This is a genomic window from Mesorhizobium sp. C416B (assembly GCF_030323165.1).
GTDB lineage: Bacteria > Pseudomonadota > Alphaproteobacteria > Rhizobiales > Rhizobiaceae > Mesorhizobium.
Window position 1 is genome coordinate 4,216,603 of record NZ_CP100471.1, and the last position, 20,335, is coordinate 4,236,937.

18 protein-coding genes and 1 pseudogene are annotated in these 20,335 nt (G+C 62.7%); 15 read left to right on the forward strand and 4 right to left on the reverse strand.

Annotation, left to right across the window (positions count from 1 at the left end; translation table 11 throughout):
* Positions 1-3: 3 nt before the first annotated feature.
* Positions 4-885, reverse strand: a complete 882-nt coding sequence (locus tag NLY43_RS20530) for a LysR family transcriptional regulator (RefSeq protein WP_023693153.1) — start codon at positions 883-885, stop codon at positions 4-6.
* Positions 886-1,250: 365 nt separating this feature from the next.
* On the opposite strand from NLY43_RS20530, the gene NLY43_RS20535 reads away from it, so the two are divergent.
* Both NLY43_RS20535 and NLY43_RS20540 read left to right on the forward strand, forming a co-directional pair.
* Complete coding sequence (locus tag NLY43_RS20535) at positions 1,251-2,747, forward strand: CoA-acylating methylmalonate-semialdehyde dehydrogenase (protein ID WP_023684131.1); 1,497 nt, start codon at positions 1,251-1,253, stop codon at positions 2,745-2,747.
* A 202-nt stretch (positions 2,748-2,949) separates the two neighbouring features.
* On the forward strand, positions 2,950-3,249 hold the full coding sequence (locus NLY43_RS20540; RefSeq protein WP_023684132.1) for a hypothetical protein: 300 nt from the start codon (positions 2,950-2,952) through the stop codon (positions 3,247-3,249).
* A gap of 36 nt (positions 3,250-3,285) precedes the next feature.
* Here NLY43_RS20540 and NLY43_RS20545 read toward each other — a convergent pair whose 3' ends face one another.
* On the reverse strand, positions 3,286-3,975 hold the full coding sequence (locus NLY43_RS20545; protein WP_050589759.1) for a GntR family transcriptional regulator: 690 nt from the start codon (positions 3,973-3,975) through the stop codon (positions 3,286-3,288).
* A gap of 69 nt (positions 3,976-4,044) precedes the next feature.
* Here NLY43_RS20545 and NLY43_RS20550 point away from each other — a divergent pair, with 69 nt between their 5' ends.
* The 13 genes and pseudogenes from NLY43_RS20550 (at position 4,045) to NLY43_RS20610 (ending at position 18,966) form a co-directional block, all read left to right on the forward strand.
* Complete coding sequence (locus tag NLY43_RS20550; RefSeq protein ID WP_023712008.1) at positions 4,045-4,938, forward strand: dihydrodipicolinate synthase family protein; 894 nt, start codon at positions 4,045-4,047, stop codon at positions 4,936-4,938.
* A gap of 51 nt (positions 4,939-4,989) precedes the next feature.
* Entirely contained in the window at positions 4,990-6,408 is a 1,419-nt protein-coding gene (locus tag NLY43_RS20555; protein WP_280800303.1) for an NAD(P)/FAD-dependent oxidoreductase, read from the forward strand.
* Between the two features lie 13 nt (positions 6,409-6,421).
* On the forward strand, positions 6,422-7,423 hold the full coding sequence (locus NLY43_RS20560; RefSeq protein ID WP_023712006.1) for a 4-hydroxyproline epimerase: 1,002 nt from the start codon (positions 6,422-6,424) through the stop codon (positions 7,421-7,423).
* Between the two features lie 461 nt (positions 7,424-7,884).
* On the forward strand, positions 7,885-8,787 hold the full coding sequence (locus NLY43_RS20565; protein ID WP_023668715.1) for a branched-chain amino acid ABC transporter permease: 903 nt from the start codon (positions 7,885-7,887) through the stop codon (positions 8,785-8,787).
* Positions 8,788-8,791: 4 nt separating this feature from the next.
* On the forward strand, positions 8,792-10,387 hold the full coding sequence (gene livM, locus NLY43_RS20570; protein WP_023668716.1) for a high-affinity branched-chain amino acid ABC transporter permease LivM: 1,596 nt from the start codon (positions 8,792-8,794) through the stop codon (positions 10,385-10,387).
* Positions 10,387-11,493, forward strand: a pseudogene (locus NLY43_RS20575) (ABC transporter ATP-binding protein); the annotation flags it as partial. The gene livM and the pseudogene NLY43_RS20575, both read left to right, overlap by 1 nt.
* 20 nt (positions 11,494-11,513) lie before the next feature.
* Complete coding sequence (locus tag NLY43_RS20580) at positions 11,514-12,242, forward strand: ABC transporter ATP-binding protein (protein WP_023668718.1); 729 nt, start codon at positions 11,514-11,516, stop codon at positions 12,240-12,242.
* A gap of 112 nt (positions 12,243-12,354) precedes the next feature.
* Entirely contained in the window at positions 12,355-12,702 is a 348-nt protein-coding gene (locus tag NLY43_RS20585) for a DUF6867 family protein (RefSeq protein ID WP_023668719.1), read from the forward strand.
* A gap of 137 nt (positions 12,703-12,839) precedes the next feature.
* Positions 12,840-13,961, forward strand: a complete 1,122-nt coding sequence (locus tag NLY43_RS20590; protein ID WP_023668720.1) for a branched-chain amino acid ABC transporter substrate-binding protein — start codon at positions 12,840-12,842, stop codon at positions 13,959-13,961.
* A gap of 282 nt (positions 13,962-14,243) precedes the next feature.
* Complete coding sequence (pyc, locus tag NLY43_RS20595; protein ID WP_023698418.1) at positions 14,244-17,702, forward strand: pyruvate carboxylase; 3,459 nt, start codon at positions 14,244-14,246, stop codon at positions 17,700-17,702.
* Between the two features lie 150 nt (positions 17,703-17,852).
* The gene (locus NLY43_RS20600; protein WP_023698419.1) at positions 17,853-18,113 is read left to right on the forward strand and encodes a DUF2312 domain-containing protein; all 261 of its coding nucleotides are present in this window, start codon (positions 17,853-17,855) and stop codon (positions 18,111-18,113) included.
* 93 nt (positions 18,114-18,206) lie between these two features.
* Positions 18,207-18,647 (forward strand): hypothetical protein, encoded by a 441-nt coding sequence (locus NLY43_RS20605; protein WP_023698420.1) that lies wholly within the window; start codon positions 18,207-18,209, stop codon positions 18,645-18,647.
* Between the two features lie 7 nt (positions 18,648-18,654).
* Positions 18,655-18,966 carry a hypothetical protein gene (locus NLY43_RS20610; protein WP_023688926.1) on the forward strand — a complete coding sequence of 104 codons (312 nt, stop codon included), beginning with the start codon at positions 18,655-18,657 and terminating at the stop codon, positions 18,964-18,966.
* A gap of 62 nt (positions 18,967-19,028) precedes the next feature.
* On the opposite strand, the gene msrB is transcribed toward NLY43_RS20610, so the two are convergent.
* Together msrB and NLY43_RS20620 are read right to left on the reverse strand one after the other, a co-directional pair.
* On the reverse strand, positions 19,029-19,433 hold the full coding sequence (gene msrB, locus NLY43_RS20615; RefSeq protein ID WP_023698422.1) for a peptide-methionine (R)-S-oxide reductase MsrB: 405 nt from the start codon (positions 19,431-19,433) through the stop codon (positions 19,029-19,031).
* Between the two features lie 100 nt (positions 19,434-19,533).
* Positions 19,534-20,331 (reverse strand): MBL fold metallo-hydrolase, encoded by a 798-nt coding sequence (locus NLY43_RS20620; RefSeq protein ID WP_023712004.1) that lies wholly within the window; start codon positions 20,329-20,331, stop codon positions 19,534-19,536.
* Between the last annotated feature and the right edge of the window lie 4 nt (positions 20,332-20,335).

The following is a 20,335-nucleotide window of genomic DNA, read 5'->3' on the forward strand; positions in this document are numbered from 1 at the left end:
CCATCAGACAAACAGCCCGCGCTCTCTCTCGACCGCCTTGGTGATGAAGTTGGCGACGATCTGCACGCGGCGCAGCGGCCGGACCGATTCATGATAGACCAGCCAGTAGGCGCGGCGGATCGGCGTCACGATGTCGACGGGGATCAGCTCCGGCATCGAGCGGGCGACAAAGGTGTGCAAGATGCCGATGCCAGCGCCCGACCGCACCGCTTCGGCCTGGCCCAGCGCTGAGGAGATGGCGAAGCTGGTGCGCCAGTCCGGGCTGAACTCTGCCGCATAGTCGAGCGACGGGCTGACGATCAGGTCTGGGACATAGCCGATCAGCGTATGCTGGCCGAGTTCGGCAGCGGTTTCGGGTAAGCCGTGCGCCTGCGCATAGGCGCGCGAGGCAAACAGGCCGAGTGTGTAGTCGACCAGCTTTCCCGCCACCAGCCTGCCTTCGCTCGGCCGCTCGACGGTGATGGCGATGTCGGCCTCGCGCCGCGACAGCGAGAAGGAGCGCGGCACCGGCACCAGTTGGATGGTGAGTTCGCGGTGCAGCGCGGTCAGCGCGCCAAGACGCGTGGCGAGGAATGCGACGCCAAACCCGTCGGGCGCGCCGATGCGCACGGTGCCTGAGATATCGTCGCCTTCGCCCGACACGGCGGAGCGCGCGGCGATCATGTCGGCTTCCATGCGCTCGGCAATGTCGAGAAAGCGCTGGCCGGCCGGCGTCAGCTCGCTGCCGGTGGTAAGCCGGCGAAACAGTTTTGTCCGTAACGCATCCTCAAGCGCTGCGATGCGGCGCGAGACGGTGGCGTGATTGAGTTCCAGCCGCTTGGCGGCGCCAAGGATCTGCCCGGCGCGGGCCACGGCGAGGAAGATGCGGACGTCATCCCAGTTCATGGGGGTGGTCCGGGCTAGCGGCGAACGCGGCGTTCCCGCCCACCCCCCTCTGGCCTGCCGGCCATCTCCCCCGCAAGGAGGGAGATTGGCAGCTCCGCCACCTGCGTCTCTTTTGCTGCGTTGAAGATTTGCGAAGGCGGCGGCCACATCTGATCTCCCCCCTTGCGGGGGAGATGTCCGGCAGGACAGAGGGGGGTGTGACGGAGCGCAACCTTCGGGCCTTTCAGCAATCTGTAATTTGCGGCAATTAATGCACACTCGTCCTTCGTTGTCTATTTCTTGCACAACGGTTGCGTTTCCCCTCGCGTTGCCTTCGCGCCTGCAAAGGCGTTGAATGCTTCATCACAAACTCAGGGAGAGAAACCATGATCGAATACGGTCATTTCATCGGCGGCAAGCATGTCGCCGGGACCAGCGGGCGCAAGCAGGACGTCATGCAGCCCATGGACGGCTCGGTGCGCGGCACGGTGGCGCTGGCGTCGCCGGCGGAACTGCGTGCGGCTGTGCTGAACGCCAAGGAAGCACAGATCAAATGGGCTGCGACCAACCCGCAGCGGCGTGTGCGCGTGCTGATGAAGTTTCTTGAACTGGTTGCTCGCGACTATGACGAACTGGCCGATCTCCTGGCGCGCGAGCACGGCAAGACCATCGCCGACGCCAAGGGCGACATCCAGCGCGGCCTCGAAGTGGTCGAAGTCTGCATCGGTGCGCCTCACATGATGAAGGGCGAGTTCACCGACGGCGCCGGCCCCGGCATCGATGTCTATTCGATGCGCCAGCCGCTTGGCGTCGTTGCCGGCATCACCCCGTTCAATTTCCCGGCGATGATCCCGTTGTGGAAGATTGCCCCGGCGCTGGCCTGCGGCAACGCCTTTATCCTGAAGCCTTCCGAGCGTGACCCTGGCGTGCCGATGCGCATCGCCGAACTGTTCCTCGAGGCTGGCCTGCCGGCTGGCGTTCTCAACGTCGTCAATGGCGACAAGGATGTCGTCGACGCCATCCTCGACGATCCTGATATCAAGGCTATCGGCTTTGTCGGCTCGACGCCGATCGCGCATTACATCTACTCGCGCGGCACGGCCGCGGGAAAACGCGTGCAGTGCTTCGGCGGCGCCAAGAACCACATGATCATCATGCCCGATGCCGACATGGACCAGACCGTCGACGCGCTGATCGGCGCGGGCTACGGCTCGGCCGGCGAGCGCTGCATGGCGATCTCGGTTGCCGTTCCCGTCGGCAACGACACCGCCAACCGGCTGATGGAAAAGCTGATCCCGCGTGTCGAAAGCCTCAAGGTCGGCCCGTCGACGGATTCGTCCGCCGATTTCGGCCCGCTGGTGACGGCGCAGGCATTGGAACGCGTCAAGGGTTATGTCGACACCGGCGTCAAGGAAGGCGCCAAGCTGGTCGTCGATGGCCGCGGCTTCTCCATGCAGGGCTACGAGGATGGCTACTATATGGGCGGCTGCCTGTTCGACAATGTGACCGCTGACATGCGCATCTACAAGGAAGAGATCTTTGGTCCGGTGCTGTCGGTGGTGCGTGCGCCGACCTATGAGAGCGCCATCAAGCTCGCCAACGATCATGAGATGGGCAATGGCGTGGCCATCTTCACCCGTGACGGGGATGCTGCTCGTGATTTTGCTTCGCGCGTCCAGGTCGGCATGGTCGGCATCAACGTGCCGATCCCAGTTCCGATCGCTTACTACACGTTCGGCGGCTGGAAGGCGTCGTCCTTCGGCGACCTCAACCAGCATGGTCCGGACGCGTTCCGCTTCTACACCAAGACCAAGACGGTGACCTCGCGCTGGCCCTCCGGCGTCAAGGACGGTGCCGAGTTCGTCATCCCGACGATGAACTGACCGGACGATTTCGAAGATCGGCAAGAAGGCCCGGGTTCAACGTCCCGGGCCTTTCTTTGTACGAAACCGACATTGGCGATCACGTTCAAGCGATGGAACCAAGAGCCTGTCATCTGCCTTAAATTGCATTCCTGCCGTGTGCAGGCCATCAAAATAGCGCCGGTTGCAGCCGGGGTTCTCGTCTGGCGCAAGGAGGTGTCAGATGACACGACGTCTTGTGGCGGCGATATTCTTTGCGGTGTTCGCGATGTCCGGCATCGCCGAGGCCAAAGCCGATCAATGCGCGGCGCGGACCGACTTGGTCAAGGCGCTCGGCGAGAAGTTCCACGAAAACCAAGCCGCTCGTGGCCTGGTGAACCCGAATGTGGTGCTTGAGATATTCGTCTCCGACCAGGGCACCTGGACCATCCTGGCCACCGACACACACGGCCAAAGCTGCATCATCACGGCTGGCGAAGGCTGGGACGGGGCGACCATGGCCGCAGTCTTGCCGGGCACCTGATAAAGACCGGTCGGAAGTCTGGAGCAGAGACGGAGTTCAGCGTGTGGCGGCCACTTCGGCATGGCCGCGCAGCAGTGCCATAAGGCGTTTGGCGTCCTTGGCGGCAGCCTCTTCGTCACCAGCCAGGATCGAGCGGATTAGCGCGACGTGGTGCTCAGCCGATTCGGCCAGTCCTGTGTCGGCCCTGTAGCGGAACCAGAAGCGGCGGCTGTGGGTCTGCAGGGGCGCGGCCAGACGGGCCGCAAACGGGTTGTCGGCGGCCATCGCCAAGGCCTCGTCGAGCGCCTTGTCGGCCTGGATGAAGGCCAGCACATTGCCCGAGATGACGGCCTTCTGCATGGCAAGGGCTGCCTCATGAAACAGGTCGGCGGCCTCACGGGTGACGAAGCGGGCGGCCGAGCGCGCCAGCACCACCTCGACGCCGCGCCTGGCATCCAGCACGCGCAGCCAGTCGCCGGGATGAAGCGGGGCAATGGCGATGCCGGCGCGTGGCCTGACATCCAGCAGTCCTTCCCAGGCGAGGCGCTGGATCGCTTCGCGCACCGGCGTGCGTCCTAGCGCCAGCTTCTCGATGAGGGCGCCTTCGGTGACAAAGCTCGCCGGCGCCAGTTCCAACGTCACGATCATATGCTCGAGTACATGGTAGGCCTTGGCGGCGGCCGGCTCGGGGTATGCTGTCTCACTGGATATCAAAGGTGGGCTCCTGATATATCTCACATATATCATAACGAATTCCGCGTTGACAGCCGGTTTTCAAATAGATATACGGCTGATATATCAGATGGAGAGACGATCATGTGGACCGGAGTTTTCCCCGCCGTCACGACCAAGTTTACTGATGACGACCGCCTCGATCATGCCGAGATGGAGCGCTGCTTTGCTTTGCAGATGGAGGCAGGCTGCGACGGTATCATCGTCTGCGGTTCGCTCGGCGAAGGGCCGATGCTGTCGCATGACGAGAAGATCGAGGTGCTGAAGACTGCCCAGAAAGTTGCAGGCAACAAGCCGGTGCTGCTGACGGTCAACGAGGCGGGCACCCGCGAGGCGGCGAGCATCGCAAAGCGCGCGAGCCGGGAAGGCGCCAACGGGCTGATGGTGGTACCGAGCCCGATCTATCACACCAACCCGGAAGAGACGGTCGCCGCCTTGCGCGCCGTCGCTCAGGCCGGCGACCTGCCGGTGATGATCTACTCCAACCGCCTCGCCTACCGCGTCGACGTCACCGTCGACCAGATGGAGGAACTGACCGCCGACAAGCGCTTCGTCGCCATCAAGGAGTCCTCCGACGACATCCGCCGCTCGACAGAGATCATCAACCGCTTCGGCGACCGCTACGATTTGTTCACCGGCGTCGACAATCTCGCCTTCGAGGCGCTGTCGGTGGGCGCCATCGGCTGGGTGGCGGGTCTGGTCGTCGCCTTCCCGCGCGAGACCGTCGCCATCTACCAGCTGATGAAGCAGGGCCGCCGCGAGGAGGCGCTTTCGATCTACCGCTGGTTCCGGCCGCTGCTCGATCTCGATGTCTCGACCTATCTGGTCCAAAACATCAAGCTTGCCGAAGTGCTCGCGATCGACACAAATGACCGCGTGCGCATGCCGCGCCAGCCGCTGTCGGGCGAGCGCCGCAAAGCGGTCGAGAAGATCGTCAAGGACGCGCTGGCGGTACGGCCGAAGCTGCCGCAGTTCTGAAGGCTTTCTTCTCCCCGTGCACGTGCACGGGGAGAAGATGGCGGCAGCCAGATGAGGGGCAGCGCCGACGTGCAAGGAAATTCCAGGGACACAGAGGAGGGCCGCCGCCCCTCATCCGCCCTTCGGGCCCCGCAGCCCTTCGCTGGCGCTCCGGGCGTTCGTCGTTCGGAAAGCCAAGCAGTCGGCTTTTCCACCGCTTCGCGGACCACTCCTCACCCCCGTGAACGGGGAGAAGGGGTAGATATCGCCATTGTCGGTGGCGGCATTGTCGGCATCTGCGCGGCGGCCATGCTGGCCGAGGCCGGGCGCAGCGTCACGGTCTTCGACCGCACCGGCATCTGCGAGGAGACGAGCTCCGGCAATGCCGCCGCCTTCGCCTTCTCCGACGTGCTGCCGCTGGCGCATAAGGGCATGATGCGGCACTTGCCGAAATGGCTTGCCGATCCGCTCGGGCCACTCAGCATCCCGCCGGCCTACTTGCCGAAGCTGTTGCCTTGGCTGTTGCGCTTCTGGCGCGCTGGCGCACCAGAAAAATATGAGGCGAGCCTTGCTGCTCAGGCAGGCATGATGAAGCTCGCCGAGGCTGAATGGATGGGCCTGCTCGACCGTTCCGGCACGCGGCTGATGCTGCGCGAGGACGGCTCGCTGGAGCTTTATGAAAGCGAGGCCGAATTTCAGGCCGGGCTGCCGGGCTGGGCGGCGCGCGAGCGCTTCGGCATCGGCTTTCGCCATGTCGAAGGCGACGAACTGGCGCGGCTGCAGCCGGGACTGTCGCCGCGCTTCATCAAGGGCGCCTTCGTGCCGGGCTGGAAGACCGTCGCCGATCCGAAACTGCTCGGCAAGGGGGTGTGGGCCTATGCCGAAAGGCTGGGCGCGCGTTTCGAAAAGGCGCGCATAGAGCGCGTCGCCGCCAATCCTGATGGCGCGACGCTGACGCTGACGGACGGCACGACCAGGCAGGCAAGACATCTTGTCGTGGCCGCCGGGGCATGGTCGCATCTGCTGACGAAGGCGCTTGGCGACACCATCCCGCTCGAAACCGAGCGCGGCTACAACACGACACTGCCGAAGACCGCTTTCGACGTGCAGCGGATGCTGATCTTTTCCGGCCATGGCTTCGTCATCACGCCACTCGAGACGGGCTTGCGCGTCGGCGGCGCCGTCGAGTTGGGCGGTCTCGACCGGCCGCCGAATTTTGCGCGTTCGAAGGCCATGCTGGAAAAAGCCAGACAATTCCTTCCGGGGCTGGACGCGTCAGGTGGCCGCGAGTGGATGGGGTGTCGCCCGTCGCTGCCGGATTCGTTGCCCGTCATCGGCACGGCGCGCACCGCGTCCAACGTCGTCTACGCCTTTGGCCATGGCCATCTCGGCCTGACCCAGGCGGCGGCCAGCGGCCGCTTGATCCGCGATCTTGTTCTCGGGCAAACTTCGCGGATCGATCTTGCTCCCTTCAGCCCGCAACGGTTTTGAGTTCGAGGAAATCATGGCCAAAAAATCCTTCTTTTGCATCGACGGCCATACCTGCGGCAATCCGGTGCGGCTGGTCGCCGGCGGCGGTCCCTTGCTCGAGGGGTCGACGATGATGGAGCGGCGGGCGCATTTCCTGGCGGAGTATGACTGGATCCGCACCGGGCTGATGTTCGAGCCGCGCGGCCACGACGTCATGTCGGGCTCGATCCTCTATCCGCCGACGCGCGAGGATTGCGACATAGCCATCCTGTTCATCGAGACGTCGGGCTGCCTGCCGATGTGCGGCCACGGCACGATCGGCACGGTGACGATGGCCATCGAACATGGGCTGATCAAGCCGAAGACACCCGGCGTGCTCCGGCTCGACACACCGGCCGGGCTGGTCATCGCCGAATACAAGCAAGTCGGCGACTATGTCGAGGAGGTGCGCATCACGAATGTACCGTCCTTCCTTTATGCCGAGGGACTGACGGTCGACTGCCCGCAGCTTGGCGAGATCACCGTCGATGTCGCCTATGGCGGCAATTTCTACGCAATAGTCGAGCCGCAGGCGAATTTTCGCGACATGGCTGATTATTCCGCCGGCGATTTCGTCGCCTGGAGCCCTGTGGTGCGGCAGCGGCTCAACGAGAAGTACTCGTTCGTGCATCCGGAAAACCCCGGCATCAACCGGCTGTCCCACATGCTGTGGACCGGCGAGCCGACGGTGGAGGGGGCCGACGCACGCAACGCCGTCTTCTATGGCGACAAGGCGATCGACCGCTCACCTTGCGGCACCGGCACCTCGGCGCGCATGGCGCAGCTCCATGCCAAGGGCAAGCTCAAGGCCGGCGACAGTTTTGTCCACGAATCGATCATCGGCTCGCTGTTCAAGGGCAAGGTCGAGAAGGACGTCACTGTTGCCGGCAAGCCGGCCATCATTCCCTCGATCGGCGGCTGGGCGCGGATGACCGGCCTGAACACCATCTTCATCGACGACCGCGATCCGTTCGCGCACGGTTTTGTGGTTAAGTGATACGGTAGGCTGTCGATCATCCACCGAGACCAAGACTTGGACCCAGAGCGGGACCTCTTGGCGAAACCAGTCAGCGAAAGGTTAGCGCGTTGGGCGAGGCATCCACCGCCATAAGTCGGGAAGGAACCCATGTTGCAGCTGGTCAGTACGGAATGTGGCTAAAAAACGAAGCCCGCCAACAACGCAAGGATTCGTCTCATCGCCGAATTTTGACCGGGATTTCTTCGAAATGAGGTCGCTGGCCCGGCTGAATCGTCAAAGACATTGCGTTATGCCAATGATAGGGTCCGCGATAGTCCAGGGGTCGGGAGCAAAAAAACGGGCAATCGGAAGGCGTGCCGGCAAAACACGCTCGACGTTTGAAAAATCACGTTGCAATCCGGGCTCGAAACTTTACGACTAGGGGAAATACGAAAAGGAATGCGTCTGCATGGGCGACATTCCAGGGGAGCCATGTACACATGCAGTACTTTGTCCAGCAGCTTATCAATGGGCTGACGCTGGGATCGATCTATGGGCTGATCGCAATCGGCTACACGATGGTCTACGGCATCATCGGCATGATCAACTTCGCCCACGGCGACATTTTCATGGTCGGGGCATTCGCCGCCCTCGTTGTCTTCCTCATCCTCGGCTCCTTGTTCTATTCGGTCCCGGTCGTCCTGGCGCTGCTGATCATGATGATCGTGGCGATGCTGCTCACCAGCCTCTACAACTGGACGATCGAGAAGGTGGCCTACCGGCCGCTGCGCGGTTCGTTCCGGCTGGCGCCGCTGATCACCGCCATCGGCATGTCGATCGCGCTGTCGAACTTCATCCAGGTGACGCAAGGTCCGCGCAACAAGCCGATCCCGCCGATGGTCAGCCAAGTCTACAACATCAACGGCATCAGCGTGTCGCTGAAGCAGATCATCATCGTCGTCGTCACCGCCCTGCTGCTGGCGCTGTTCTGGTACCTGGTCAACAGGACTTCCCTCGGCCGGGCGCAAAGGGCGTGCGAGCAGGACCGCAAGATGGCGGCGCTGCTCGGCGTCGATGTCGACCGTACGATCTCGATCACCTTCATCATGGGTGCAGCGCTTGCGGCCGTCGCGGGCACGTTATTCCTGATGTATTACGGCGTCATCGCCTTTTCCGACGGCTTTGTGCCGGGGGTCAAGGCCTTCACTGCGGCCGTTCTCGGCGGCATCGGGTCTCTGCCGGGCGCGGTGCTTGGCGGGCTTTTGATCGGCTTCATCGAGAGCATGTGGTCGGCGTATTTCTCGATCGACTACAAGGACGTCGCGGCGTTCTCGATCCTGGCGATCGTGCTGATCTTCCTGCCTTCCGGCATTTTGGGCCGGCCAGAAGTCGAAAAGGTCTGAGACAATGGCGGTTTCCGTATCCTCGGAGCGCGACACCGTCGCCTCCCCCGTGCAGCGTGCATTGCGCGAAGCGTTCTATGCCGGCGCCATCTCGCTGGGGTTGTTCATTCTCTTCATCGGCCTGAAGACCGACCAGAACATAAGCAACCAGCTGATCCTGGTGCAGCGCTGGTTGCTGCTCATCACCGTGGTCGTGCTGACCATGCTTGGCCGCTTCTTCTACATTGCATATGGCCAGCCGTTCATGGCCAATCAGAAGATCACCAATGTCGCCACCGGCCTGTTGCCGGCGAGCGTCGCGTCGCGCTTCTTCCTGCTTCCGGCCTTCATCGTCGCCGTTGTGCTGGCGGTTGTCCTGGTTGCGTTCGGCAGCGCCCTGCCGGTGTTGGTGGGACCCGATCTGGCCGGCTACCTTCAGTTCCTGCGCGCATTGGCCGTCATTTACGCGCTCGCTTGCGTGATCTTCTATTTCCGCTCCTTCATCCACGCCAATTTCACCAAGCTCGGGATTGCGGCGCTGGTGCTATACCCGATCCTCGTCGTCGTGGTGCTGTCGATCTACGCGTGGTCGATAACCGGCGGCCTGCAGGGCTCGTTGAAGTGGGTCGACAATTTCGGCATCCAGATCCTGATCTATGTGATGCTGGCCTGGGGGCTGAACATCGTCGTCGGCCTCGCCGGCCTGCTCGATCTCGGCTACGTCGCCTTTTACGCGGTCGGTGCCTATGCCTATGCGTTGCTCGGTTCGCAATACGGCCTGTCGTTCTGGATCCTGCTGCCCGCCGCCGGCGCCATGGCCGCCTTCTGGGGCGTTATGCTCGGCTTTCCGGTGCTCAGGCTTCGTGGCGATTACCTGGCGATCGTGACGCTGGCCTTCGGCGAGATCATCCGCCTGGTGCTGATCAACTGGCGTGAAGTCACCAACGGCTCGGCCGGCATCTCCGGCATCCCGAAGGTCACCTTCTTCGGCCTGATGACGTTTAATTCGACCGACCCGAACTATATCGGCAAGGTGCTGCACATCGCCCAGTCAAGCGCCTACTACAAGATCTTCCTCTACTATCTCATTCTCGGGCTGGCGCTGCTGACCGCCTTCGTCACCATCAGGCTCAGGCGCATGCCTGTCGGCCGCGCCTGGGAGGCGCTGCGCGAGGACGAGATTGCCTGCCGCTCGCTTGGCATCAACACCACCACCACCAAGCTCACCGCCTTTGCCACCGGCGCCATGTTCGGCGGTTTTGCCGGCGCCTTCTTCGCCGCACGGCAAGGCTTCGTCAGCCCTGAATCCTTCGTCTTCCTGGAATCGGCGATCATCCTGGCCATCGTGGTGCTCGGCGGCATGGGCTCGCTGGTCGGCATCGCGGTCGCCGCGCTGGTGATGATCGGCGGCACCGAGGCACTGCGCGAACTCGATTTCCTGAAAAGTGTCTTCGGAAAAGATTTCACGCCGGAGCTTTACCGCATGCTTTTGTTCGGCATGGCGATGGTCATCGTAATGCTGTGGAAGCCGCGCGGCTTTGTCGGCAGCCGTGAACCGACGGCCTTCCTCAGTGAACGAAAAGCGGTCTCCTCCTCCTTCACCAAGGAAGGGCACGGCTGATGAGCGCGACCTCCATTCAGAAGACCAATCCGGGTATGAAAGACGCCATCCTCCAGGTCGAGCATCTTTCGATGAAGTTCGGCGGCCTGATCGCCATCGGCGATCTGTCGTTCCAGGCCAAGCGCGGCGAGATCACCGCTCTGATCGGACCCAATGGCGCCGGCAAGACCACCGTCTTCAATTGCATCACCGGCTTCTACAAGCCGTCGGAAGGCATGATTACGCTCAACCGGGCCGACGGCTCGAGCTTCCTGCTCGAACGGCTGCCCAATCATGAGATCCCGGCGCGCGCCAAGGTGGCGCGCACCTTCCAGAACATCCGCCTGTTCTCGGGCATGACGCTGCTGGAGAATCTGCTGGTTGCGCAGCACAACAAGCTGATGAAGGCATCCGGCTATACGATCCTGGGCCTATTCGGGATCGGCGGCTACCGCAGGGCCTCGGCTGAATCGGTGGAGCTTGCCAAGCACTGGCTGGAGAAGGCCGACCTTGTCGATCGCGCCGACGATCCGGCCGGCGACCTGCCCTATGGCGCGCAGCGGCGCCTCGAGATTGCGCGCGCCATGTGCACAGGGCCCGAACTTCTGTGCCTCGACGAGCCTGCGGCCGGTCTCAATCCGAAGGAGTCGGCTGCGCTGAATTCGCTGCTGATGGACATCAAGAGCAGTACCTCGATCCTGCTGATCGAACATGACATGTCGGTGGTCATGCAGATTTCCGACCATGTCGTGGTGCTTGAATATGGCCGCAAGATTTCCGACGGCAGCCCGCAATCGGTGCGTACCGACCCGCGCGTCATCGCCGCCTATCTCGGCGTCGACGACGAGGAGGTCGAGACGGTGCTGACCGAGGTCGGCGATGAAGACGTCATCGAGCAGCTGGACATCGGGCCGGATTCGGCTCACGGACCAGGCACATCGTCTTCCTATCTCGCCGGCCCGGTAAGCGACACGATCGGCCACAGCCAGGGCGAGCGGGTCACAGTGTCGAAGGGAGCTTCAAAGGCCACCCAATACGATACAAGAGCCAACTCCGCGCCAAGAGCACCGTCCGAGCGTCTAACGGCCAAGTCCAAGCCGGCGCCCACCAAATCCCCGACAGGCAAGCCGCGCGGAGGGCGTAAGTGATGGCCGAGACAACGCTGCTCGACATCAAGGGCGTCGAGACCTACTACGGCAACATCAAGGCGCTGAACGGCGTCGATGTCCACGTCAACCAGGGCGAGATCGTCGCGCTGATCGGCGCCAACGGCGCCGGCAAGTCGACGCTGATGATGACCATCTTCGGTGCGCCGCGCGCTCGTGCCGGCTCAATCACTTTCGCCGGCACCGACATCACCCAGATGCCGACGCACGAGATCGCCCGCATGCGCATTGCGCAGTCGCCGGAAGGCAGGCGCATTTTCCCGCGCATGACGGTGATGGAAAACCTGCAGATGGGCGCCGGTCTCGACAATCTCAAGCACTATGACGAAGATGCTGAGAAGGTGTTCGCGCTGTTCCCGCGCCTCAAGGAGCGCATTGCCCAGCGCGGCGGCACGCTGTCGGGCGGTGAGCAGCAGATGCTGTCGATCGGACGTGCGCTGATGGCGCGGCCTAAGCTGCTGTTGCTCGACGAGCCGTCGCTGGGTCTGGCGCCGCTGATCGTCAAGCAGATCTTCGATGCCATCCGCGAGCTGAACCGCACGCAAGGGCTGACCGTGTTCCTGGTCGAGCAGAACGCCTTCGGCGCGCTCAAACTCGCCACGCGCGGCTATGTCATGGTCAACGGCAACGTGACCATGAGCGGCACAGGCAAGGAATTGCTCGCCAATCCGGAAGTGCGGGCGGCCTATCTCGAAGGCGGCCATCACTGATTTTGGAGCGGAATGTATGCATACGGTATTCCGCTCCAACTTGTTTGTTTGTCGCATGACCTTTGTCCGAAAAGTCTGCAACTTTTCGGGATCATGCTAGGGAGTCTTCATCATGCAAGGCATTCTTCACGAGGAACCTTCCATCTGGCAGTTCTTCTTCGTCACCTGTCTGCTCGGCGGCTGGGCGGCATGGATGACCGGCAAGGCCAGCGCCCAGACATGGCGCAGCCTGCCGGCGCTGTTCGCCTATCTGCTGGGTCTCGGCATAGGCATCAGGTTCATCCATCATGCCTTGTTCGGCGGCACGATGTTTTCGCTGCAATACTATGTCGTGGACACAATCGTGCTCATGATATTGGGATTTGTCGGCTATCAATACACGCGTACGAACCAGATGGTGACGCAGTATAATTGGCTTTACGAACGGGCTTCGATCTTAAGCTGGAAACCGAAAGGTTGACGTTCATCATTAACGCCGTTCCGGGGATGAATCGGCGTGACAAGGGCCTGAAAATCGGCAAAGTACGCTTTCTGCGATAAGGGTGGGCATCGCATGAAAGTTTCATCCACGCCCACCTCGTAAATGGGAGCGTTTAAATGAAGAAATCACTTTTGTCCGCCGTTGCCCTGACCGCGCTTGTCGCGTTCGGTGGCAATGCATGGGCTGACGTTATCGTCGGCGTCGCAGGTCCGATCACCGGTCCGAATGCGGCCTTCGGTGCGCAGCTGCAGAAGGGTGCGGAAGCGGCCGTTGCCGACATCAACGCAGCAGGCGGCATGAACGGCGAGCAGATCAAGCTCGAAGTCGGCGACGACGTCTCGGATCCGAAGCAGGGCATTTCGGTCGGCAACAAGTTCGTCGGCGACGGCGTGAAATTCGTGATCGGCCACTTCAACTCGGGCGTCTCGATCCCGGTTTCGCAGGAAGTCTACGTCGACAACAACATCGTCGAAGTGACGCCTGCGGCGACCAACCCGAAATTCACCGAGCGCGGCCTGTGGAACGTGTTCCGCACCTGCGGACGCGATGACCAGCAGGGCGGCATCGCCGGCGGCTATATCGCGACCAACTTCAAGGACGCCAAGGTTGCCGTCATCCACGACAAGACCCCCTATGGTCAGGGCCTTGCCGACGAGACCAAGAAGGCGATGAACGCAGCCGGCCTGACCGAAGTCATGTATGAAGGCGTCAATGTCGGCGACAAGGACTTCTCGGCGCTGATCGCCAAGATGAAGGACGCCGGCGTCACCCTGATCTATTGGGGCGGCCTGCACACCGAAGCCGGCCTGATCATCCGCCAGTCGGCTGACCAGGGCCTCAAGGCTACATTGATGTCGGGCGACGGCATCGTGACCGACGAGCTGGCTGCGATCGCCGGCGATGCGGTTATCGGTACGCTCAACACGTTCGGTCCAGATCCGCGTCTGATCCCCGAGAACAAGGCACTGGTCGAGAAGTTCCGCGCCCAGGGCTTCGAGCCGGAAGCCTACACTCTCTACTCCTACGCCGCCATGCAGGTGATCGCCGAGGCCGCTGCCGTGGCCAAGTCGAACGACCCCGTGGAAGTGGCCAAGGCGCTGCACGAGAAGGGTCCGTTCAAGACCGTTCTGGGCGATCTCGCCTATGACGCGAAGGGCGATCCGAAGCTCCCGGGCTACATCATGTACGAATGGAAGAAGGGTCCGGACGGCAAGATCTCCTGGTTCCCGAAGTCGTAATTCGGGACACAGCTCTATGGAATGCCCGGCGCTCGCGCCGGGCATTTTTCTTTGGTGACAGGGCGCAGCGAGGGTGGCTGGATAAGCCGCTAGCCGGGGTCGAATTTGTGCGGGCACGACAATTAGCGTCACCTCGCGACGCCAATCGCACGCAGCTTTTCGAGCAGAGGTGCTAGAATCCCATTTAAATCGGTTTAATCTCTCCCCGATTTTGGTTGCACTGCAGCATTTTCGCGTTAATCATGCCTCTGCCCCATCCCTCCCTGTCCGGAGCCTCCTTCCTTGGCCATCACGAAGATCCTCGTCGCCAACAGGTCCGAAATTGCCATCCGCGTCTTTCGCGCGGCCAACGAGCTCGGCCTCAAAACCGTGGCGATCTGGGCCGAGGAGGACAAATATTCGCTTCATCGGTTCAAGGCCGATGAAAGCTACCAGGTCGGGCGCGGGCCGCATCTGGCCAGGGACATGGGGCCGATCGAAAGCTATCTGTCGATCGAGGAAGTGATCCGGGTCGCCAGACTGTCCGGCGCCGACGCCATCCACCCGGGCTATGGCCTCCTGTCGGAAAGCCCTGAATTCGCAGATGCCTGCGCCGAGGCCGGCATCACTTTCATAGGGCCGAAGCCCGACACGATGCGCCGGCTCGGCAACAAGGTCGCCGCGCGCAATCTGGCCATCGAGGTCGGCGTGCCGGTGGTGCCGGCAACCGAACCGCTGCCGGACGACATGGAAGCAGTCAAGCAGCTCGCCAAGACAGTCGGCTATCCTGTGATGCTCAAGGCATCATGGGGCGGCGGCGGGCGCGGCATGCGCGCCATCCGCGCGGAAGCCGACCTCTCCCGCGAGGTGATGGAAGGCAAGCGCGAGGCCAAGGCCGCCTTCGGCAAGGACGAGGTCTATCTCGAAAAGCTGATCGAGCGCGCCCGCCATGTCGAGGTCCAGGTGCTCGGCGACACGCATGGCAACGCGGTGCATCTGTTCGAGCGCGACTGCTCGATCCAGCGCCGCAACCAGAAGGTCGTCGAACGGGCGCCGGCGCCCTATCTCAGCGAGGCATTGCGCCAGGAGCTTTGCGGCTATGCGCTCAAGATCGCGCGCGAGACCAGCTATATCGGCGCCGGTACGGTGGAATTCCTGCAGGACGCCGACACCGGCAAATTCTACTTCATCGAGGTCAATCCGCGCATCCAGGTCGAGCACACCGTCACCGAGCAGGTGACCGGCATCGACATCGTCAAGGCGCAGATCCACATACTGGACGGCTTTGCCATCGGCACGAAAGAGTCGGGCGTGCCGGCGCAGGCCGACATCAGGCTGAACGGTCACGCGCTGCAGTGCCGCATCACGACCGAGGATCCGGAGCATAGTTTCATTCCGGACTACGGCCGCATCACCGCTTATCGCGAAGCCGCCGGTTTCGGCATCCGCCTCGACGGCGGCACCGCCTATTCGGGCGCGGTCATCACCCGCTTCTACGATCCGCTGCTGGAGAAGGTGACTGCCTGGGCGCCGACACCGGCCGAGGCGATCGCCCGCATGAATCGGGCCCTGCGCGAGTTCCGCATCCGCGGCGTGGCGACCAACCTCACCTTCCTCGAGGCAATCATCAACCACCCGCGCTTCGCCGACAATTCCTATACGACCAGGTTCATCGACACGACGCCGGAGCTGTTCGCGCAGGTGAAGCGGCAGGACCGCGCCACCAAGCTGCTCAACTATCTGGCCGACGTCAGCGTCAACGGCCATCCCGAAACCCGCGGCCGACCGATGCCCAAGACCGATGCGGCAGCGCCTGTCGTGCCCTATCTCAACGGCAATGTGCCTGATGGCAGCAAGCAGAAGCTAGACGCGTTGGGGCCGGAGAAATTCGCTGCCTGGATGCGTGAGCAAAAAGAGGTGCTTGTCACCGACACGACGATGCGCGACGGCCACCAGTCGCTGCTCGCCACCCGCATGCGCACGCATGACATTGCCGGCATTGCCGGCACCTACGCGCGGGCGCTGCCGCGGCTGCTGTCGCTGGAATGCTGGGGCGGCGCCACTTTCGACGTCGCCATGCGCTTCCTCACCGAGGATCCGTGGGAGCGGCTGAGCAAAGTGCGCGAAGCAGCCCCCAACCTTTTGCTGCAGATGCTTCTGCGCGGCGCCAACGGCGTCGGCTACACCAACTATCCCGACAATGTCGTGCAACATTTCGTCAGCCAGGCCGCTGCTGGCGGCGTCGACCTGTTCCGCGTCTTCGACTGCCTGAACTGGGTCGAGAATATGCGCGTCGCCATGGACGCGGTGGGCGCCGAGGGCAAGCTGGTCGAAGCAGCGATCTGCTACACCGGCGACATCCTCGATCCGGCGCGCGCCAAATACGATCTCAAATATTATGTCGGGCTGGCGAAGGAATTGCAGGCCGCCGGCGCCCATATCATCGCCGTCAAGGACATGGCCGGGCTTTTGAAGCCTGCCGCCGCCCGCGTGCTGTTCAAGGCGCTGCGCGAAGCCACCGACCTGCCGATCCATTTCCACACCCACGACACGTCAGGCCTGTCGGCGGCGACGGTGCTGGCGGGCGTGGAAAGTGGCGTCGACGCCATCGACGCGGCGATGGATTCCTTCTCCGGCAACACCTCGCAGCCTTGCCTGGGCTCGATCGTCGAGGCGCTGAAGGGAACCGAGCGCGATCCCGGCCTCGATCCGCAATGGATCCGCAACATCTCCTTCTACTGGGAAGCGGTGCGCAACCAGTATGCGGCCTTCGAAAGCGATCTCAAGGGGCCAGCCTCGGAAGTCTATCTGCACGAAATGCCGGGCGGCCAGTTCACCAACCTCAAGGAGCAGGCGCGTTCGCTCGGGTTGGAAACGCGCTGGCACGAGGTGGCCCAAGCCTATCACGACGTCAATTTGATGTTCGGTGACATCGTCAAGGTGACGCCGTCATCCAAGGTGGTCGGCGACATGGCGCTGATGATGGTGAGCCAGGACCTGACCGTTGCCGACGTCGAAAACCCGGCCAAGGACATCGCCTTCCCGGACTCGGTCGTCTCGATGCTGCGCGGCGATCTCGGCCAGTCGCCCGGCGGCTGGCCTGAGAAGCTGCAGAAGAAGGCGCTGAAGGAAAACAAGCCGATCACCGTGCGGCCGGGCTCGCTGCTCAAACCGGCCGACCTCAAGGCCAGCCGCAAGGAGATCGAGGCGAAGCTGGAGCGCAAGCTTTCGGAGTACGAATTCGCGTCCTGGCTGATGTATCCGAAGGTGTTCACCGACTTCGCCGCCGCGCAGGAAACCTACGGGCCGGTCAGTGTGCTGCCGACGCCGACCTATTTCTACGGCATGAAGTCCGAAGACGAGATCTTCCTGGACATCGAGAAAGGCAAGACGCTTGTGGTGCGCTGCCTTGCGATCGGCGATGTCGATGAGAAGGGCATGGTCACCGTGTTCTTCGAGCTCAACGGCCAGCCGCGCCGCGTCAGGGTGCCGGACAGGGCGCATGGCGCCTCGGCAGCCAAGGCACGGCGCAAGGCCGAGCCCGGCAACGAGGCGCATGTCGGCGCGCCGATGCCGGGCGTGGTCTCCGCCCTTTCGGTTGCCGCCGGCCAAGCGGTCAAGGCCGGCGACGTGCTGTTGTCGATCGAAGCCATGAAGATGGAGACGGCCCTTCATGCCGAGCGCGACGGCACAGTGGCCGAAGTGCTGGTCAAGGCCGGCGATCAGATCGATGCGAAGGATCTGTTGATCGCGTTTGGCTGACGCGCGGATCCATCACACTGGGGACGGCTGGCAGCAGCCGTTCACGAAGCGCCGATAATGGCTTGACCCGCCGCGCCCGCTCGGGCATCGAACCCGCTCCCAATTTACCGCGCCAGAATCGCGGTGCTTAAAAAGTAGCGGAGAAAAAACATGGCCGACGACATCACAGATACCAGCCAGACTGTTGCCGCCGGCCAGTTGCGCGCCTTCATCGAGCGCATCGAGCGGCTCGAGGAAGAAAAGAAGACCATCGCCGACGACATCAAGGAAGTGTTCGCCGAGGCCAAGGGCACCGGCTTCGACACCAAGGCGATGCGGTCGATCATCCGGCTGCGCAAGAAGGACCAGGCCGAGCGCCAGGAAGAGGAAACCATCCTCGATCTCTACAAGGCCGCGCTCGGCATCGTGTAAGGCTGTCTGGAAATTCTACTCCGGCTGATATCGCCGGAGCGAATTTCGAAACAGTCTCGGGCCAAGGAATGATGCTGGAACGGGCATCGAACCATGAGCGAATTCGACTTCGGCGCCCGCCGCGCCTCTGAATTCCGCCAACGCAGCTTCTGGGCGCTGTTCGCCGAACGGCATCCGGAGGAACGCGCTTCCATGGCGCGGCGCGGACCCTGGTTCTGGCAGCGCGGGCTGCCTGACGTCGCTCTGGTCCTGTCCATGTATGTCGCGCCGGCGCAAAGCCAAGTTGGCGTCTTTTTCGGCCGTAACGGGAAGTTCGGCGCGACCGGGGTCTGGTCGCGGCTGAAGCCGTTCCAACCGGCAATCGAAGACAGGCTGAAGCTCAGGCCGGAGCAGAGCTGCGAGGGCCTCGGCATCAATTCGATGTGGCGGGTGAACTGCTATGCCGAGGACAACTGGCCGGCCATGGCCGACTGGCTGGTGACGGAATGCTCGCGCTTCGAGCGCGCCGTCACCGACGTGCTGGGAGAGGGATAGCTATCAGGTGTTGGTGCAAAGCATCGGATCCTTCTTCGGCTCGCGCTGGCAAGGCGCGGTGCCGGTCGAGCGGTTGTTCTGGCGCGATCTAGTCCTTGTCGGCACGGCGATCAACATCGCCTCGTCGGTGGCCGCGCTCATTCTGCTCGGCTTGAAGCTGCCGCTCGCCGTCGTCCTGGCGGTGCATTTCGCGCCCGTGCCCTACAACATCTTTCTGACCTTTGCCGTCTGGCGAACCACGGAAAAATCCAGTGGCGCCAAGGCTTCGTTGATGACGCTCGGGGCTACGCTTTGGCTGATCCTGGTGGTGGTTGTCTGAGAAGATTGACACGAAAAAGGGCGGCCGAAGCCGCCCTTTGAAGATGGTGGTCAAGCCGCGGCTTAAGCCGCCGGCTCGAATTTCAGCGCCACGCCGTTGATGCAATAGCGCAGGCCGGTCGGCGGCGGGCCGTCCTCGAAGACATGGCCGAGATGGCTGCCGCAGCGGGCGCAGTGACATTCGGTGCGGACCATGCCGTAGCTGCGGTCGACGGTGTTTTCGACCGAACCGGGCACCGGATCATTGAAGCTCGGCCAGCCGGTGCCGCTCTCGAACTTGAGCTTGGATTCGAACAGCGGCTGGTCGCAGCCGACGCAGGAAAAGGTGCCGGCGCGCTTTTCGTAGAGCAGCGCGCAGCTTCCGGGCCGTTCGGTGCCATGGCCGCGCATGACCGCATATTGCTCGGGCGTCAGGCGGGCGCGCCATTCGGCGTCGGTGCGGGTGATAGGGTAGGTGTGGGTGTCCATTTGATCTCCTCAGCCTTGGCGGCTTGTTGTTGGTTGCAAGCTATATTCGCTTAGAGATAGGCGTTTGTTACGTGTTTTGCTCGCATTTTCAGCCGAGCTCCTACCCAATCGCCTGAAGATAGCGGGCGATCGACGCATGAAATGCCGTTCTTGCGCCGCCGATGATGTTCTGCTGCCACCACGCGCCGTAGATGTCGTCGAATTCGAAAGGCTCAAGTGCCGCCGCGATGCGTCGCACGGCCGGCGCATTGAGCGGAATGTAGTTCGGATAGCTGTACATGAAGCTGACATGGCGACGCGTCGGCGTCACCTGCAATATGTCGCCGGACAGCAGGGCGTTACCGTCATCGCGTTTCCAATGCAGCACCTGGCCGCCGGCAAAATGGCCACCGCAACGCACGAGTGTCAGCGACGGGTTTATGGCCAGCGTCTCGCCCGCCCAGCTGACGATGGCGTTGTGCGGCCGCATGATCCACTGGCGGTCGTCGGCATGGAGATAGATCGGCACGCCGCCAAACGCCTCGCTCCACTCGACCATCACCGAATAATAGTGGCAGTGCGAAATGGCGATCGCGGCCAGGCCGCCGCGACGGTTGATTTCGGCTACCGCCTCGTCGCTCACCATCGAGATGCAATCCCACAGCACATTGCCGTGCGGCGTCTGCGCCAGCAGCGCCCGCTGGCCGATAGCAAAGCGCGGCTCGATGCCGAAAGCGAGAACGCCGGCATCGTCCTTCATCACAAGCCTATGCCCGGCAGAGAGTTCTTCCCCAGTGGTCCAGGCCTGGCCTTCCCAGCGCACATATTGCCGCTCGTCCTCGCAGATCGGGCAATTTTCTGGAGGGGTCTGCGTTGCCGCGAACTGGACGCCGCATTGCGGGCAAAGAAAGCAGGTCATCGGT